Origin of the sequence: Streptomyces sp. URMC 129 (assembly GCF_051386415.1) — a bacterium.
Classification (GTDB): domain Bacteria; phylum Actinomycetota; class Actinomycetes; order Streptomycetales; family Streptomycetaceae; genus Streptomyces.
In genome coordinates this window covers 1-17,076 of the sequence record NZ_JBPQTQ010000011.1, presented here as the reverse complement: position 1 = coordinate 17,076, position 17,076 = coordinate 1, and the positions used below count along the sequence as shown (strand labels likewise).

The window sequence follows — 17,076 nt, the reverse complement described above, 5'->3', positions numbered from 1 at the left end:
CGCCATCCGAACCCCGCCGGCGTCTCGTCGAAGGGCACGAGCCGGGCCCCGTGGGTGATCCGGCCGCGCGGGACCTCGGCGGCGAGCACGGCGTGCAGGCCGGCGCCTTCCACGGTCGGGCGGGGCGCGCCGTACTCCCCCTCCCACCCGTCGCCCATCGGGGTGCGGGCGCAGCGGTGCCGTCCCGGCTGCCGCGAACCTCCAGGGCCTCCGGGCGGCCCGCCGTCCGGCGCACCCTCGGCTCCAGGCCCCAGCGGCGCAGGAAGCGGGCGCCGTTGGGGCCGCGGTGCATGCCGACGTCCGACTCGCGGGGCGCGGGCGCCTGTTGGTACGCGTCGACGGTCACCCCTCCCGTTCGGAGCAGCGCGGTGGCGGCGGCGAGTCCGCCCGTGCCGGGGCCGCGGGGGCCGATGACGAGCTCCTGCCTGATCGGCCGTGACGCGTCGAGGAGGCTGGTCGTTGAGCCATGGCCGCGGCCTCCCGGGTCCTGCGGGAGGCGGACCGCCGCGGCGTCACCGCCACCGGGGCCGGCCCGTATCACCGCCCGCCGTCACCCGGAGCACCTGGTCCTGGCGGGCCGGGCCGAACGCGGCCCGGAATCCGGGACCGCGCGAGCGGGGAGCCCACGCTGCTCCCCGGCGTCGGGACACGCGACCGGGGCTCCTGCCCTCCTCCCCTTCTCCGACACCTCAGCACCCCCTCGTCAACGGACATCAACGGAGATCTCCCCATGAAGCGCCGCACCCTGCTGACGGCGGGCACCGCCGCCTCGGCCACCGCCCTCACCGCCACCGCCACCGGCTCCGTCCGGGCCACCGGCCCCGGCGGCCGGGTGCGGAGGAACGTGCGGATGGCCAGCCGCGTCCTGGGCACCGACACCCTCTACTCCCTCTACCTGCCCCCCGGCTACAGCCGGACCGGCACCCGCACCCACCCCGTGCTCTACCTCCTGCACGGCGCCACCGGCCAGAACACCGAATGGCTGGACACCGGCAACGCCCAGCAGATCCTCGACCTGGCCATCGCCCGCCGCCGCATCCCGCCCCTGGTCGTCGTCATGCCCGACGCCCGCCCCGACATCACCAAGCCCTCCATCGAACAGCCCCTGGGCTACTACATGAACTCCGCCGACGGCACCTTCCGCTGGGCCGACATGTTCACCCAGGAGTTCGTCCCCGCCGTGGAGGCCGAACACCGCGCCGGCGGCGCGGCCACCCGCCGCGGCATCGGCGGCCTGTCCATGGGCGGCTTCGGCGCCATGTCCTTCGCCCTGCGCCACCCCGGCACGTTCGCCGCCGCCTTCGGCCTCAGCGCCGGACACCGCACCGACGCGCAGCACGTCGCCCTGGACATGGCCGGATACAACTGGCGCTTCGGCCGCTCCTACGGCTTCGACCTCGCCGGTGAGGCACGGCTCAACGAGCGCTACCGCTACTGGAACCTCAGCGACACCCTCGACCGGGCCGCGACCGCCGACCTCACCCGCACCGCCTGGTACCTCGACTGCGGCTCCTACGACGAATTCTTCGAGGCCAACGCGGACCTCCACCTCGCCCTCACCCGCAAGAACGTGCCCCACCGGTTCATGGCCCGCGAGGGCATCCACGAGTGGCAGTACTGGATCGACGGCCTTCCCCTCGCCCTCGGCTTCCTCGCCGACCACCTCGGCTGAGCCGAGGCCCGCGCCCCGCAGCGTGATCCCCGGGTACCGCGGCTCCTGCCCCGGCTCCTGACCCCGGGCGGGACCGGCCCCGCGCCCGCCGTCATCCGGACGGCGGGCGTGCCGCGTTCAGCCGCCGTACAGCTCCTCGATCTCCTTGGCGTACGCCTCGGTCACCGCTTTGCGCTTGACCTTCAGCGACGGGGTCAGCAGGCCGTTCTCCTCGGTGAAGTCGCCTTCCACGAGGATGAACTTGCGGATGGACTCGGCGCGCGAGACGGCCTCGTTGGCGTAGTCCACCGCCCGCTGCACGTCGGCCAGCAGGTCCTTGTCGTGCTTCAGCTCCGCGAACGGGGTGTCCCGGGGCCGCTTGCGGACGCTCAGCCAGTGCTCCAGCGCGTCCGGTTCGAGGGTGATGAGGGCGCCGATGTAGGGGCGCTGGTCCCCGACGACGACGCACTGCCCGATCGGGGGGCGGCTGCGCAGCCGGTCCTCCAGCACGGCGGGGGAGACGTTCTTGCCCCCGTTGGTGATGATGATGTCCTTCTTCCGGCCGGTGATCTTCAGGTAGCCGTCGTCGTCCAGGGTGCCCAGGTCGCCCGTGGCGAACCACTCGCCCCTCAGCGTCTCCGCCGTGGCGGCCGGGTTGTTCCAGTAGGCGCCGAAGACCGTGCCGCCCTTGACCAGGACCTCGCCGTCGTCCGCGATGCGGATCGACGCGCCCGGGACCGGCTGGCCGACCGTGCCGGGGCGCGGGGTGAGCGGGGGGATGAGGGTGACGGCCGCGGTCGTCTCCGTCAGGCCGTAGCCCTCGTAGATGATGATGCCGCAGGCGTAGAAGAACAGATTCAGGCGGGTGTCGAGCGGGGAGCCGCCGCTGATGGCGTAGCTCATCCGGCCGCCGAGGGCCGCGCGGATGCGGCGGTAGACGAGCAGGTCGTACAGGAGCCTGGCGGCGGAGAGCCCGAGGCCGGGGCCGGGGCCGGTGCCGAGGTACTTGGCCAGGGCGGCCTCGCCGTACTTGACGGCGATGCGGTCGGCGCGTTCGAACGACGAGCCGCGGCCGATCTTCTCGGCCGTGGCCCGCCCGGTGTCGTGGATCTTCTCGAAGAGGTAGGGGACGCCGACGAGGAAGGTGGGCTTGAACGCGGCGAGTTCGGGGCGGAGTTCGTCCGGCTTGATGCTGGGGCAGTGGCCGATCTCGATCCGCCCGGACAGGCAGGCGATCTGGATGGTCCGGCCCAGGATGTGCGCCAGCGGCAGGAACAGCAGCGTCGAGGGCGTCTGCCGGGTGACCTCTTCGAAGACGGGCTTCAGCAGCTCGACGACGTTGACAGCTCCGGCGTGGAGGTTGGCGTGGGTGAGGACGCAGCCCTTGGGACGGCCGGTCGTGCCGGAGGTGTAGACGAGGGTGGCGATGGTCTCCGGGCTGAGCCCGGTGCGCCGTTCGGTCACCTCCGTGTCGGCCACGTCCCGGCCCAGCGCGGTGAGCCGCGCCAGCGCGCCGTCGTCGAGCTGCCAGAGCCGGGGCCGGGGCAGGTCCGCCGGGAGGGCGGCGAGTGCGGCGTCGGCGGTGGCGGCGTGGTCGGCGGTCTCGACCACGATGAACGCCGTGCCCGAGTCGCGCAGGATCCACTCGATCTGCTCGGCCGAGGACGTCGCGTAGATCGGCACGGTCTGACCGCCCGCCGCCCAGATCGCGAAGTCCAGCACCGCCCACTCGTAACAGGTCCGCGCCATCACGGCCACCCGCCCGCCGGGCACCAGCCCGGCCGCGATCAGGCCCTTGGCCACGTCCGTCACCTCACGGGCGAACGCCGAGGCCGTCACCGGCACATACCGGTCACCCACCTTGCGCCGGATCACCACCGCGCCCGGCGCCTCCGCCGCGTTGGTGAACGGGATGTCGGCGATACTGCCCGACGTCGGCGGAGCCACCAGCGGCGGCACCCGCACCTCGCGGACCACCCCGTTCTCCCGGATCACCTCGGGTCTGACACGGACGGCCAGGTCCTCGCGCTTCTTGGCTTCCCGCATGTCCCTGAGTACCCGAGCGTACATGTCAGCTCCCTTGCTGGCGGCGGCCCGACCCGACTGCTCAGTAGGCTTACCGTTTGGTAAGAAAAAAGCAATGCCCTGGGTCACGTGAGCCCGACTTCCTCGGGGCGCCGGTCCGGAGCCGCGTGCCACCCGCGCCCCGGCGGTTCTCCCGCCGCCCGTGTGACCGGTCCCTCGTCACCGCCCCGGTCCGGAGCGGCATATAGCTGTGGTAGGCATGGGTCGTGGATCCCCTAGCACAGACGGCGCACGGAGCGGTGCGCGGCAGGGCCGGCGACGGTGTCGTGTCCTTCAAAGGCATTCCCTACGCGGCGCCGCTGGCCGGGCCCGCGCGGTTCGAGGCACCGGCCGAGCCCGAGCGGTGGGACGGGGTCAGGGAGGCGGATCGCTTCACCGCCGACGTCCCGCAGGTGAGCCTCTTCCCGGACGGGGCCTCCTCGTGGAGCCCCGGCGACTCCCCGGACTGCCTGAGCGTCAACGTCTGGACGCCCGACCCGGGCGCCGGCGGGCTGCCGGTGATGGTCTGGATCTACGGCGGCGCGTACATCCTGGGCTCCTCCCGTGCCTCGGACTACGACGGGGCCACCCTCGCCCGCGGCGGCGTGGTCGTGGTCACGCTCAACTACCGGGTGGGCTTCGAGGGGTTCGGCTGGCTGCCGGACGCGCCGCGGAACCGCGCCTTCCTGGACCAGCTCGCCGCGCTGCGCTGGGTGCGGGAGAACATCGCGGCGTTCGGCGGGGACCCGGACAATGTGACGATCTTCGGTGAGTCGGCCGGCGCCGCCTCCGTCGCCGCGCTGACCGCGGCCGACGCCGGGCGGGGGCTGTTCCGGCGGGCGATCGGGCAGAGCATCGCGAACGGCTTCCAGACCGAGGCGCGGGCCCGGCGGACGGCCGAGCGGATCGCCGGCGCCCTCGGAGTGCCCGCGACGGTGGCGGACTTCGGCCGGCTCCCCTCGGAGGCGATCCACGCGGTGCAGGCCGCTCGCGGTCAGATCACCCCGTACGGCCCGCTCGTCGGCGGCGACGACCTGGTGCCCGACCTGCCGTGGAACCGGCTGCGGGCCGAGGTGGACCTGATCGCCGGGTTCAACCGCGACGAGTACGAGCTGTTCGCGCTGCTGGAGCCGCCGGAGCGGCAGACCCCGGCGTCCGCCGCGAAGGCGATGGCGCTGCCGGAGTCCGCGCTCGCGGAGTACCGGGCGGCCCACCCGGGGCTGTCCGACCGGGACCTGTACGTGCTGATCATGTCGGACGGCGTCTTCCGCGTCCCGACGCTGTGGAGCGCGCGGAACCACCCGGGCCGGGCCTGGTGCTACGAGCTGGCCTGGGCGACACCGGCGCTGGGCGGGATCCTGCGGGCGTGCCACGCCCTCGACGTACCGCTGGTCTTCGGCAACCCGGCCGGCCGGCCGCTGGGCGAGCTGCTGCTGGGCGACCCGGTCCCGGCCGAGGCGGAGACGCTGTCGAAGGAGATCCGCAAGGCGTGGGTCGCGTTCGCCACCACGGGCGACCCGGGCTGGCCCGAGTACCGGGAGGGCGAGGCGCTCGCCCGCGTCTGGGACCTGCCGGTGTCGGTGGTGTCCGACCCGGTGGCCGCGTCGCGGCGGATATGGGAGTCCGTCCCGGTGGGAGCCGCGGACGCGCGCTGAACGCCGCCCGCCCCCCGGGCTCTTCCGGGCCCGGCGGGGCGCGGGAGCGGGTCAGGGGCCCGGGATGCGGCCCGCGGGCCGCGCCGGGTCACTCCCCGATGGTGCCCAGACGCGCGTGGCCCTTGAGGAGGTTGCGCGCGATGGTGCGGCGCTGGATCTCGTCGGTGCCCTCGTAGATGCGCAGCAGGCGCAGTTCGCGGTACCAGCGCTCGATGGGCAGTTCCTTGGTGTAGCCCATGCCGCCGTGGATCTGCAGGACCCGGTCGACCACCTCGTTGGCCATGAGCGCGCCGTGGATCTTCGCGATGGACGAGGCGTGGCGGGCGTCCTTGCCCTGCTGGACGCGCCAGGCGGCGTGCAGGGTGAGCCACTTGGCGGACTCGATCTCGATGGCGGAGTCCGCGATCATCCACTGGATCGCCTGGTAGTCCGCGATGGGGCGGCCCATGGACTGCCGGATCCCGGCGTAGTCGATGGCCATCTGGAGCAGCCGCTCGGCGGAGCCGACGGCCCGGGCGGGGATCATGAAGCGGCCCTGCCCGATCCACTGCATGGCGAGCGCGAAGCCGCCGCCGACCTCGCCGAGGACGTTCTCGTGCGGCACGCGGACGTCCTGGAAGACGAGCGCGGCCGGGCCCCACTCCCCCATGGTCGCGATGGGCTCGGACGTCCAGCCCATGGCGCGGTCGACGAGGAAGCAGGTGACGCCGCCGTCCGCGCCCTTGTCGGGGTCGGTGACGGCGAAGACCATGACGAAGTCGGCGTCGTTGCCGTTGGTGATGAACGTCTTCTCGCCGTTGATGATCCAGTCGCCGCCGTCCCGGACCGCCCGGGTGCGGATGTTGCGGGCGTCGGAGCCGGCGCCGGGCTCGGTGATGGCGAAGCAGGACTGCCGCTCGCCCTCGATGGTGGGGATCAGGTAGCGCCGCTTCTGCTCCTCGTCGGCGGCGAAGAGGATGTTGTCGGCCGAGCCGCCGAAGCGGAACGGCACGAAGGTGCGGCCCAGTTCCATCGCCACGATCGCGTTCATCACGGCGCCGAGGGCGGCGCCGCCGTACTCCTCGGGGGTGTTGATCCCCCACAGGCCACTGCGCCGGCCCTTGGCGCGCAGGTCCCGCAGCACCTCGGGGTCGAGGCCGGGGCGGCCCTCGCGCTCGTTGCGCAGCACCTCGGGCTCCAGTGGCATGACCTCCTTCTCGATGAAGGACCGCACGGTGTCGCGGATCTGCCGCTCCTCCGGGGAGAGCGAGAAGTCCATGTCCAGGGCCTGCCTTCCGGATCAGGTTTCTAGAACAGGTTTCCAGTAATTGCGGTCAGCTTCCGCCGGGCCGCACCGCGTGTCAAGAGAAGCGGGGACACTTCTGGAACACATTTCTGGAATTGCTGGGGCTAGGATCCCTCCGGGACGGCCGGGACGGCCCGGGAGGGCAGGAGGGCCCGGGAGGGCCGGACGGCCGGGGAGCCGTCGGGAAGGAGGGAGCGCGATGGCACGCAAACCGCCGGCCGGACGGCGCGGTTCCTGGGAGTGGAGCCGCACCGCGCAGACCCGGCAGACCATGCTCCGGGCCGCCCGGGAGGTGTTCACCGAGCACGGCTTCGCGGAGGCCAGCATCTCGCAGGTCATCGAGCGGGCCGGGTCCAGCGTCGGCAGCCTCTACCACCACTTCGGGGGCAAGACCGAGCTGTTCATCGCGGTGTGGGAGAGCTTCCAGGACGCGCAGGAGGAGGCCGCCGCCGCCAGCGTCGCGGAGGCCAGGGCGGCCGGGGTCACCGACCCGCTGGAGCTGTTCGCCGTGGGCTCGCGCACCTTCCTGGAGAACGCCTGGCGCCAGCGCGACCTGGTGCGGCTGTTCCTGCACGGCGACACCCCGCCCGGCTTCGAGCTGACCCGCCGCGCCCGCGCGCGCGGCTGGGTCCGGCAGAACGCCGCGCTGCTCGGCGCGGGCGACGACCCCCTCAGCCGCCTCACCGTCACCGTGATGAGCGGGCTGATCGGCGAGGCCATGTGGGAGGTCGCCACCAGCGACGACGAGACCGAGGCCCGCCAGGTGACCGAGGCCGCCCTCACCATCGTGCGCCGCTTCGACTTCCTGGCGGACGGGTGACGGCCGGCGGCGGGCGGCGGGCGGCTGTCGGCCGGTCAGGTCCCCGCCCGCACCGCGGCGAAGGCGCGGACCAGGTGGCGGGCGGCGTCGTCGATCGCCTCCGCCGTCCGCGCGTAGACGCCGACCTGCGGGAAGAAGCCGTGGAAGACACCCGGGTAGCGCTTGACGGCCGCCTCGACACCGTCGTCGCGCAGCCGTCGCGCGAAGTGCTCGCCGTCGTCGCGGATCGGGTCGCACTCGGCGGTGACGACGAACGCGGGCGGCAGCCCGCGCAGGCTGGGCGCGGTGGCGGGCACGGCGAGCGGATTCGCGCGGTCGGCCTCGTCCCGCAGATACAGGTCCCAGAACCAGAGGACGTCGCCCACGGTGAGCAGCGGGCCGTCGGCGTACTCGATCCAGGAGGGGCGCGGCTCGGCGTACTCCATGGCCGGGTAGACGAGCAGCTGGAAGACGGGGAGCGGTTCGCCCCGGTCGCGGGCGAGGAGGCAGACGGCGGTGGCGAGGTTGGCGCCGGCGCTGTCGCCGCCTATCGCCGTGCGGGCGGGGTCGGCGCCCAGGCGGGCCGCGTGGGCGGTGACCCAGGCCAGGGCGGCGTGGCAGTCCTGAAGCGGCGCGGGGAACTTGTGCTCCGGGGCGAGGCGGTACTCCACCGACGCCACCAGGCAGCCGGTCCGGTTCGCCAGGGTCCGGCACAGCGGGTCGACCCGGTCGACGCCGCCGAGGGTCCAGCCGCCGCCGTGGAGGTAGAGCAGCACCGGCAGCCCGCTGCCGGGGCCAGGACGGTAGACCCGCACCGGGATCTCCACACCCGGGTCCGCGCCGGGGACGAGATGGTCGGTCACCTCGTGGACGGGCGGCGGCGGGTTGCGGGACAGGTGCCGCCGGGTCCACTCGCGCGCGCCCGCGACACCGAGCTGGTGCAGCGGGCGCGGCAGGAGGCGGGCGAGCAGGTCGGCCGCGGCCTGTGCGTCGGGGTCGAGTTTCACGGAGCCTCCCGGAGGTCCGGGGCGGAGCGTTCCGCCCTCTCCCAGACGGTGACCGCGGCGGACGGCCGGAAAACTCACTTCTCCGGGGGCGGCTGCACCTCGCTCGGCTGGACCACGACGAAACCGTCGCCCTGGAGCATGAGCTGGAACGCCTCCCCGGAGCCGCCGCGCAGCATCGACTTGATGCTCTGGCCGCGGTGGAGGGAGGTCCGCAGGTGGCTCGTCCAGCCGACCACGGCGTCGGTGTCGACGTAGACGGGAGCCTGGGAGGTGACCGGTATCACGATCGGGTCGCCATCGGAGATGAGACCGATCCGGCCGCTGCCGGAGAACTGGCAGTTGAACAGGCCCCCGCCCGCCATCCCGGCGCCGCTCACCATCTTGATGTCGTAGCTGAGCGTCGGGTCGAAGCACAGCACGTTGCGCCCGTTGATGGTGAGGGCGTCCTGCGGCTCCAGCTCGATGACGAAGCAGCTCTGGGCGTTGTGCGCGAACCACACCTCACCCTGCCCGCGCACCGCCATCAGGGACAGCCCCTCACCGGTGACGGCCCGCTTGAGGAAGTTCCCCACCCCCTGGGACTTCACCTCGAACTGCAGATTGCCGCGGTAGGCCACCATCGAGCCCTGCCGGGCGTGGCACTCGCCGTTGACGACGTACCGGATGGCCTTGGAGTGCTGGAGGGACATCCCGGACGCGGTGGGCGCCTGGGCCTGGTACTCGGTTTTGAAGAGGTCGCTTCGCACGGCGCGATCATAGGGGCTAACCCGTTCGAGTGAGCCCGAATCGCCACACGGCACGCGGGAGTCGGCCGACGGCAGCACCACAGCGTAGTGGGATCACGCTATTGTGTGACCAGTCTCTGTCCCTGCGACCCCGGGGTGTCGCGCCCTTCACCAGCACCATCGGCACTGTCAGGCCTTCGGTTCAGCAGGGAACCACCGCGTGAGCCAACCGGAACAGCAGACAACGGACAGGGCGGCGGGCAAGCGGGAGTTACGCCGACCATCGCGCTACCACCTGATCACGCCCACGGAGTGGTTCCGCATCCCCCTGCGCCCACCGGCCAAGACACGCTCGTGGAGAACATGTCCAAGCCTCAGCCGATCCCGGGGCTGACCTACACACGGGGGCCGGAGATCACGACCGTGGAGCTGCCGGCTGGTCCGGCCTGCCGGATCTTCGAGTCCACTCTCTCGGACACCGGCTACCGCGGCGAGCAACGGGGGGTGGATTCCGTCCGCCACTACGTGCTCGCCGACGAGTACCCGGATACAGATTCTCCTGCTCAACGCCACCTGGGTCACCGACTCCGTCGGCCCGGGGATGGCGCAACTGGCCGACCGGATGGCCGCCTCACTGCGGTTCACCCTTCGCGGCTCCGGCGAAGGGCCCAGGCCGGTGCTGGCCGCACCGCGCCCGCCGTGCCGCCTCGGCCGCGGCCGAGGGCCGTCGCTGCTCCGGCCGGGTGGCGGCCGAACGTGTGACACAAGGCCCGGCGGGCCGAGCCTGGCCCGCCGCGCGCCGGCGCGCATCCGCAGGCCGGGCAGCCGGATACGGCCGTCCCCGCCGCCCCGCCCGCCCACCCCGGCGTCCCGGTGTCCGCGCGCGGGGCGGGGGCGGATCTGATCGGCTGAGGGGCAGGATCCCCCGTCGTCGAAGGTGAGCCCGGCCGATGCGCATGGTCACTGGAAGGGCCCGCGCCGCCCTCACCGCCGCGGGCGCCGCGCTCCTGACCGCGCTCCTGTCCGTCCCGTCGGCCTCCGCCGCGCGGGGCGGCGGCGAGAACGCGCGGCCGCGGGCGGAGACGCGCGCGGCGATGGAGGAGGCCGTGCGGCGCGGTGCGCCCGGGGTGCTCGTCAGCGTTGTCGACGGCGAGGACCGCTGGGTGGCGACGGCGGGCGTCGCGGACCGGAGGACGAACCGCCCGCCACGTCCGGCGGACCACTTCCGGGTGGGCAGCATCACCAAGACGTTCACGGCCACCCTCGTTCTGCGACTGGAGGCCGAGGGGCGGCTCAGCATCGACGACACCGTGGAGCAATGGCTGCCGGGCGTGGTCCGCGGCAACGGCCACGACGGCCGCCGCATCACGATCCGGCAACTGCTCAACCACACCAGCGGCGTGTACAACTACCTCAACGACCCCGCCCTCCACCAGTACGGCCCGGCCTGGCTGATGCACCGGCACAGAACCTGGAGGCCGAAGGAGCTGCTGGCCGTCGCGATGTCGCAGCCGCCTCCCGCCGCCCCCGGCGAGAGGTATGTGTACTCCAACACCAACTACCTGCTGGCCGCGCTGATCGTGGAGCGGATCACCGGCACCTCCTACGAGCACGGGCTGCACCGCCGCATCATCGAGCCGCTGCGGCTGCGGGGCACCGTCTCCCCCGGCACCCGGAAGACGCTGCCGCAGCCGTCCGGCCGGGCCTACTCCACCGAGCAAGCCGAACTGCCCCCACCGGGCGTCGACGTCACGGAGTTCAACCCCTCGGCGCTGCGCGCCGGCGGCGAACTCATCAGCACGGCCGACGACCTCAACCGCTTCTACGGCGCCCTGCTCGGCGGGCGGCTGCTGCCCGAGGCACAGCTGCGGACGATGATGACCACCGTGTCCGACGGCACCGACGACCACGGCCTCGGCCTCACCCGTATCACCACCTCCTGCGGGCTGGAGCTGTGGGGGCAGCGCGGCGGCGGCTACGGGATCGAGGTCCTCTCGGTCTCCACGCGCGACGCCCGGCACCGGATGAGCGTGTACTTCAACACCGACGCCCTGGCCCGGGAGGGCGCGGCGGTCAGGGAGATCACCGACGCGGAGTTCCGCCGACCCGCCTGACCCGGGGCGGCCCCGCCCGCGACCGGCGGACGGGCACTCCGGCTCACAGCGCCGGGTCGGCGGCGACCCGGCGTCCGCGGCGTCGGCGCGCAGACGCGGCGCCGAATCGGCCATGGGATTTGGGGCACGTTCACTGTGACGTGCCCGTCTTTTGTGCATCGTTCACGCCTGCCAGGACCCACGGGCCGCACCGGCCACAGGAAGGGGCTGTCGGGCAGCGGCGCCCCAGCGTGGGAAGTTGTCCTGGAACGTACCCGTGTCGCACGGCCCCACCGGGCAGTATCCAGCACAACCGCACAAGGTGCGCCGCTCACCTGGCCGACTCCGCCGCCGAGATCAACGGACAGCCTCGGAGCAACGATGAAGGACCTGCGTTCCATCCCGATCGCCCCCGACGCACTGCCCCTGATCGGTCATCTGGTGCCGCTGTTGCGGGACCCCCTGGCGTTCATGAACTCTCTACCCGCTCATGGGGACTTGGTCCGCATCCGGTTGGGTCCCCTCAGCATGGTGGTGATCTGCGATCCGGAGCTGACCCGGCAAGCCCTGGTCGACGACCGCGTCTTCGACAAAGGCGGCCCGATCTTCGACCGCATGCGGGAAGTGATGGGCAACGGCATCGGCACCTGCCCGCACAGCGACCATCGCCGCCTGCGACGGCTGTCCCAACCCGCCTTCCACCCCGCCCGGCTCCCCGGCTACGCGCAGGCCATGACCGCCTCCGTCGACGAGGCGACCGGCTCCTGGCAGCCCGGCCAAGTCCTGGACGTGCCCACCGAGATGATGACGATCACCTCCGGGGTCCTGGCCGCCACCCTGTTCTCCGGCACGCTGCCCCCCGCCGAGCTCGGACAGATCCTCGATGACATCACCACCGTCTTCAAGGGCGTCTACCGGCGCATGTTTCTCGTCCCGCCGCTGGACCGGCTCCCCACCCCGGGCAACCGCGCCTATGAGCGTGCCAGCAGCCGCATGCGAGACACCTGCAACCGGATCATCGCCCAGCGCCGCGCCGACGGCACCGACCACGGCGACCTCCTCTCGGCCCTGATCACCGCCCGCGACCCCGAAGACGGCGGCCGTCGCATGACCGACGAGGAAATCACCGACACGGTCGTCACCTTCTTCCTGGCCGGGACCGAGACCACCGCCAGTGCCCTGGCCTGGACGCTGGACCTGCTGGCCCGGCATCCGGAGATCGAGAGGCGGCTCCACGCCGAGGTCGACACCGTCCTGGACGGCGGCCCGGCCACCCACGCCGACCTGCCCCATCTCGAACTGGCCGGACGCGTCATCACGGAAACCCTCCGGCTGTACCCTCCCGGCTGGTTCATCACCCGCACGGTCACCGCCGAAAACCCCCTGGGTGAGCACCCGCTGCCGGCCGGGACCGCGGTCGTCTACAGCCCCTACCTCATCCATCATCGGCCCGACCTCTACGACGATCCCGAGATCTTCGACCCCGACCGCTGGGACCCCAAGCGCCCCCAACCGCCCCGCCATGCGGTCATCCCCTTCGCGGCGGGTGCCCGCAAGTGCATCGGTGACACCTTCGCGATAACCGAGGCCACCCTCGCCCTCGCGACCATCACCGCCCGCTGGTGCCTGGAACACCAGCCCGGCCACCAGAGCCGCCCCACCGCGGGCACGGTCCTGAGGCCCCGGGAACTACGGATGCGGGCAACGCCCCGCACCACGGCGCACACCACGCCCGCCTGACCTCTCTCCCGCTACCCGATACGCCCTTCTGCCTTCTTCGCAACCGGGCGTGCTTCCAGTTCCAACAAGTCCGGCGGGGAAGCGAAACCTCGGAGGAGCCGGTCGTGGTGGCGGAGGATGTCTTCTGAGCCTTGGCTGACCCCACTCGTCGGCGCATCCTTGATGAGAGGGCGGAACGAGGGGCCGCAGTCTGTTCGAAATCTGCGCACGGCTGGTGGCCAAGCACGGCCTGGGGCTGTGTCCCGCCAGGCGAACAGCCGGCATCTGGCCGTACGGGAATCGGCGGGTCTGGTCGTTTCACGGCGCGAGGGCCACCACAAGTGCCACTGCCTGAGCACCGGACCCCGGAGTACACCCATGAAGATCCACCTCACCGGCGTCTTCGTCGACGACCAGGGACAAAGCCCTGCGCTTCTGCACCGACGTGCTGGGCTTCGTGCGGAAGCACGACGTTCCGCCGGGTACGGCCCGGTGTCTGACCGTGGTCCCGGATACAGACCATGACTGGTCGTCGTCGCCCGGGCATCCCGCCCTGCGGCGTCGACGGGCGCGACGCGGTGGCGCCGGCTCTGGCACCCTCATCGAGGCGGGGAGCGTGAGCAGGGCGTGCGGGATTGCTCTTTTCCTTGGTTGCACCACCGGCGGCGGGTTCCGTACGCCATAGTGAGGACAAGGGAGTTGACTGGGGGGAGCTTTCATGATCGAGCAGGCGTACATTCAAGCCGGGGACGTGACCACCCCGGCGATCGCGACACTGCGGGCCCGGATCTCGCAGGCGATAGACAACACGGTGGCGGCCACCGTTCTCGACCGCCTCAAGGTCTGGTTGCAGATGCCGACTGATTCCACCTTCTTCACAGGAATGCTGGACAAGCTCTGCGAGGAGCGCGCCAAGAACGTGGGCGACCGATTGAGCCCCGGCACAGGGGGACTGTACAACCCCGCGGATCTGTCGGCGGCGTTGGACATCGCGGCCAAGTGGACAGGGATCAGCGACATCTTGCACAGCGACCGCGCCGTGACCATCAAGGGTCCGACAGGGCACGTGGGCGGAGCCAAGAGCACGTTCAACAACACGGACGGCACCGGTTTCCACGTGATCGTGCTCCTGGCCACCGGGCAGGAGCACGGCGGACGCCACTTCTTCCTGGGTTTCGATCCGGACGTCAGCGCCACGACGGAGTCCCGGAATACGTGGATCCCGTTCGCCCTCGGCGGCAGCGGCACCGTTGCGAAGGTGTCGGCGTTCACTGACGCGAAGTGCACCCAGGTCATCAAGGCCATGATCCTCGGCAACTCGCAGGACGGATTCGGCCCGCTGGTCCGCAAGTACTACGTCGACACGACGGCGCCCTTCCCCGCGATCATTCGCGGCTAGCAGCTGTCCGGCCGATCATGTGACTTGCTGTCCATTGGGTCCTTGTTCTGGGTAAGGGCGGGGACCGGCGGGGTGCGTTGCCGGATGCCGAATGGGAGCGGCTGCGGCCGTTCCTGCCGGTGAGCAATGGTGGGTGTGGGCGGTGGCGTGACCATCGTCAGGTGATCGACGGGATTCTGCACCGGGTGCGGACCGGTGCGCACTGGCGTGACCTGCCGGATTGGCTCGGATTTCGAAAGACCGTCTACGAACGCTCCACCGGCTGTGGTCGGCGGACGGTACCTGGCATCCGGTACCGGGTGTGGAGGACCATCCCCGCGCTCGCGGGGACCACGGCGTAGGTACCCGGCTCCGGCCAGCCCGGGGCGGACCATCCCCGCGCTCGCGGGGACCACACGCGGACCGCCGCGTCCTTGGCCTCGACCAGCGGACCATCCCCGCGCTCGCGGGGACCACCTGGTTGCCTTGCCACGCCGGGAGTCCAGCGCCGGACCATCCCCGCGCTCGCGGGGACCACCCGATACGGGCCCGGTCGGTGATGGACAGGGACGGACCATCCCCGCGCTCGCGGGGACCACGGCGTGAGGTTCTACCTCGGCACCAAGCCGCACGGACCATCCCCGCGCTCGCGGGGACCACGCTTGTTCACCTGCTGCTTTGTCCGGTCGGTCGGCCGGTTTTGTTCAGTTGTTCTCGCCGTGGTGCTGCAGCCTAGCTGCCACGCGCCCAGCAGAGGTCGCGGACCGCCAGAGTCACCGAGTCGAGACGCTGAAGCACGTTCGGCTGTCGAGGGTGACCTGCAGGACCGTCCGCTTGACTGCGGGCCCACGCTTGTGCGCAGCGACGGTGAACTCAGAAAACAATTCGTTGTGCCGACGGCCGTTTTCGGCGGTGGCCAGCTTCCCGGCGGTCGAGTTCTCGCTGAACGCCGCAGTGGTCACCGCGATCGCAGCCACGGCGCTCGCGGTAGCCGCGCCAGCGTTGGCTCAGTTCGCCCACTCGATGCCCATGGCGATGGACCCTTGCGCCTTCCGACGCAACGGCCCCGCCCTCACTCGGGCGGGGCCGTTCGCTGTTCGCCGGGCAATGCCGGGAGCTACCGTTCAGGTGTCGAGCTGAGCAAACAACGGGAGTCCGCATGCCCGATAGCACTGACACGCACATCGGCGTGCGCATCGCGGAGCTGCGCACCCAGCGCGGCCTGACGCAGACCGGACTCGCCATGCGCGCCAATGTCTCCAAGTCGCTGCTGTCCAAAGTCGAGTGCGGTCAACGGCCCGCGTCGTCCGCCTTCATCGCCGCGTGTGCTCGCGGCCTCGGCCTTCCCGTGTCGGAGCTGCTCGGCCAGCCGTACTCCGAGGAGCTGCGGCGTGACCGTCTGGACGTCCTGATCCAGCCCATCCGCGTGGGCATGGAGAACTGGGACGTGCCGCACGACTGGACGACGCCCCCTCGGCATCCCTCGCTGATCAGCCAGGATGTCCAGCGGCTCCTCCTCCAGCGACGCCATGCCGACTACACGCCCATGCTCCGCGACCTTCCCGGCGTGATCGACGAGTGCGTGCACGCGGTCCACACCTCAACCGGTGAGGACCGGCGGTTCGCCTACGAATGCCTGGCCGGCGCCTTCCGTTGCGTCTTCACCGTGGCGTGGAACTTCGGTTATCTGGACCTTGCCACCGTGGCCCTGGACCGCATCGCTCTGGCCGCCCCGCACGCGGACGAGCCGGGCCTGCTCGCCGTCCAGTCGTACCTCCGCGCACAGACCGTGCTGGCGCACGGCCGCTACGACATCGGGCTGCGCGTCGTCGATCGCGCGCTGCGGGACCTCGATGGGCAGGGCTCTCGCCGCCCGCGAGGACTCGACGCCCTGCGCGGCAGTCTGCATCTCCGCGCTGCCGTGATCGCCGGGCGCGCCAAGGACCGCGGTCGGGCCGACGGCCACCTGGAAGAAGCCAGGAGCCTCGCTGAAGTGACCGGCGAACTCCCCGACTACGGGCTCACCTGGGGCCTGCCGAACGTGGGCGTCCACGCCGTCGCGATCGTCTCGGAGCTGGAGGAGTACGACGAGGCGATCCGGTTGGCGAAGGACGTCAAGATCCCGCGCGGATGGTCCCGTTCACGGGCAGGGCACCACTGGATGGATGTCGCCAGGATTCATGCGTGGGCCGGAAGCCGCACAGAAGCACTGAAGTGCCTTGAGCGGGCCCGGCGCGCAGCCCCCCTGCAGACGAAGTACCACCCGACGACCCGGGAGACGGTTGTTCAGCTGCGACGCCAGGAGCGGTCGCGCGGCGGGCCGCTCGCGCGGTTCGCCGCGTGGGTTGGCGTCGCGTAGCCCAGTCGCGGTAACACATGCGGACAATCGGGAGTTGCACACTTCCGTGCAACTCGCCGCCCGGGCAGCTCGGCACGCTGGGTGACTGTCAGTGCACGACAGCTCACTGGAGAGCCCGATCATGGCGACTACCGCGCGCGCAGTACCCCCGCCCGTCCCCGTCCTGATTCCCGACGGCTACCGCATGCTCGGGAAGCCCCGTTCTGCCTCCGGTGCCCGCGTCCGGGCGTTTCGGGGGTGACCGCGATGACACGGAGCATGGCTGTACCGCACTGGCTGCCCACGGCGGAGCAGGGCGTGCGGACCTTGCCGTGCGGGCGCTGGTGGGACGCCGTCCGCGT

Annotated in this window: 12 protein-coding genes, 3 pseudogenes and 1 CRISPR repeat array; of the genes and pseudogenes, 10 read left to right on the top strand and 5 right to left on the bottom strand. The window is 71.7% G+C overall.

Going from position 1 to position 17,076, the window contains the following annotated elements; genetic code table 11:
• The first annotated feature begins 730 nt into the window (after window positions 1–730).
• A complete protein-coding gene (locus tag ACSNOC_RS04025) occupies window positions 731–1,672 on the top strand; it encodes an alpha/beta hydrolase (protein ID WP_436745815.1) in 942 nt (313 codons plus the stop codon).
• Window positions 1,673–1,789: 117 nt separating this feature from the next.
• On the opposite strand, the gene ACSNOC_RS04020 is transcribed toward ACSNOC_RS04025, so the two are convergent.
• Complete coding sequence (locus tag ACSNOC_RS04020) at window positions 1,790–3,721, bottom strand: AMP-dependent synthetase/ligase (protein WP_436745814.1); 1,932 nt, start codon at window positions 3,719–3,721, stop codon at window positions 1,790–1,792.
• Window positions 3,722–3,942: 221 nt separating this feature from the next.
• Between ACSNOC_RS04020 and ACSNOC_RS04015 the strand changes: the two genes are divergently transcribed.
• Window positions 3,943–5,370, top strand: coding sequence for a carboxylesterase/lipase family protein (locus ACSNOC_RS04015; RefSeq protein ID WP_436745813.1), 1,428 nt, complete (start codon window positions 3,943–3,945; stop codon window positions 5,368–5,370).
• Between the two features lie 88 nt (window positions 5,371–5,458).
• On the opposite strand, the gene ACSNOC_RS04010 is transcribed toward ACSNOC_RS04015, so the two are convergent.
• Window positions 5,459–6,628, bottom strand: coding sequence for an acyl-CoA dehydrogenase family protein (locus tag ACSNOC_RS04010; RefSeq protein ID WP_436745812.1), 1,170 nt, complete (start codon window positions 6,626–6,628; stop codon window positions 5,459–5,461).
• Window positions 6,629–6,854: 226 nt separating this feature from the next.
• On the opposite strand from ACSNOC_RS04010, the gene ACSNOC_RS04005 reads away from it, so the two are divergent.
• Window positions 6,855–7,475: a TetR/AcrR family transcriptional regulator gene (locus tag ACSNOC_RS04005; RefSeq protein WP_436745811.1), complete on the top strand. Its 621-nt coding sequence runs from the start codon at window positions 6,855–6,857 to the stop codon at window positions 7,473–7,475.
• Window positions 7,476–7,510: 35 nt separating this feature from the next.
• Here ACSNOC_RS04005 and ACSNOC_RS04000 read toward each other — a convergent pair whose 3' ends face one another.
• Window positions 7,511–8,461, bottom strand: coding sequence for an alpha/beta hydrolase (locus ACSNOC_RS04000; RefSeq protein ID WP_436745810.1), 951 nt, complete (start codon window positions 8,459–8,461; stop codon window positions 7,511–7,513).
• A gap of 74 nt (window positions 8,462–8,535) precedes the next feature.
• Window positions 8,536–9,207 (bottom strand): AIM24 family protein, encoded by a 672-nt coding sequence (locus ACSNOC_RS03995; RefSeq protein WP_436745809.1) that lies wholly within the window; start codon window positions 9,205–9,207, stop codon window positions 8,536–8,538.
• A gap of 929 nt (window positions 9,208–10,136) precedes the next feature.
• Here ACSNOC_RS03995 and ACSNOC_RS03990 point away from each other — a divergent pair.
• From ACSNOC_RS03990 to ACSNOC_RS03965, 6 genes and pseudogenes are all read left to right on the top strand, one after another.
• A complete protein-coding gene (locus tag ACSNOC_RS03990) occupies window positions 10,137–11,300 on the top strand; it encodes a serine hydrolase domain-containing protein (protein ID WP_436745808.1) in 1,164 nt (387 codons plus the stop codon).
• A 360-nt stretch (window positions 11,301–11,660) separates the two neighbouring features.
• Window positions 11,661–13,019 (top strand): cytochrome P450, encoded by a 1,359-nt coding sequence (locus ACSNOC_RS03985; protein WP_436745807.1) that lies wholly within the window; start codon window positions 11,661–11,663, stop codon window positions 13,017–13,019.
• Window positions 13,020–13,150: 131 nt separating this feature from the next.
• Window positions 13,151–13,364: pseudogene (locus ACSNOC_RS03980) on the top strand (ArsR/SmtB family transcription factor); the annotation flags it as partial.
• Window positions 13,365–13,376: 12 nt separating this feature from the next.
• Window positions 13,377–13,557, top strand: a pseudogene (locus tag ACSNOC_RS03975) (VOC family protein); the annotation flags it as partial.
• 159 nt (window positions 13,558–13,716) lie between these two features.
• Entirely contained in the window at window positions 13,717–14,397 is a 681-nt protein-coding gene (locus ACSNOC_RS03970) for a hypothetical protein (RefSeq protein WP_436745806.1), read from the top strand.
• 47 nt (window positions 14,398–14,444) lie between these two features.
• Window positions 14,445–14,683, top strand: a pseudogene (locus ACSNOC_RS03965) (transposase); the annotation flags it as partial.
• Between the two features lie 20 nt (window positions 14,684–14,703).
• Window positions 14,704–15,036: a CRISPR direct-repeat array (repeat unit 28 nt; unit sequence GGACCATCCCCGCGCTCGCGGGGACCAC).
• 113 nt (window positions 15,037–15,149) lie between these two features.
• On the opposite strand, the gene ACSNOC_RS03960 reads toward ACSNOC_RS03965, so the two are convergent.
• A complete protein-coding gene (locus tag ACSNOC_RS03960) occupies window positions 15,150–15,353 on the bottom strand; it encodes a hypothetical protein (protein ID WP_436745805.1) in 204 nt (67 codons plus the stop codon).
• A 182-nt stretch (window positions 15,354–15,535) separates the two neighbouring features.
• Between ACSNOC_RS03960 and ACSNOC_RS03955 the strand changes: the two genes are divergently transcribed.
• Window positions 15,536–16,735, top strand: coding sequence for a helix-turn-helix domain-containing protein (locus ACSNOC_RS03955; protein WP_436745804.1), 1,200 nt, complete (start codon window positions 15,536–15,538; stop codon window positions 16,733–16,735).
• Window positions 16,736–17,076: the final 341 nt, after the last annotated feature.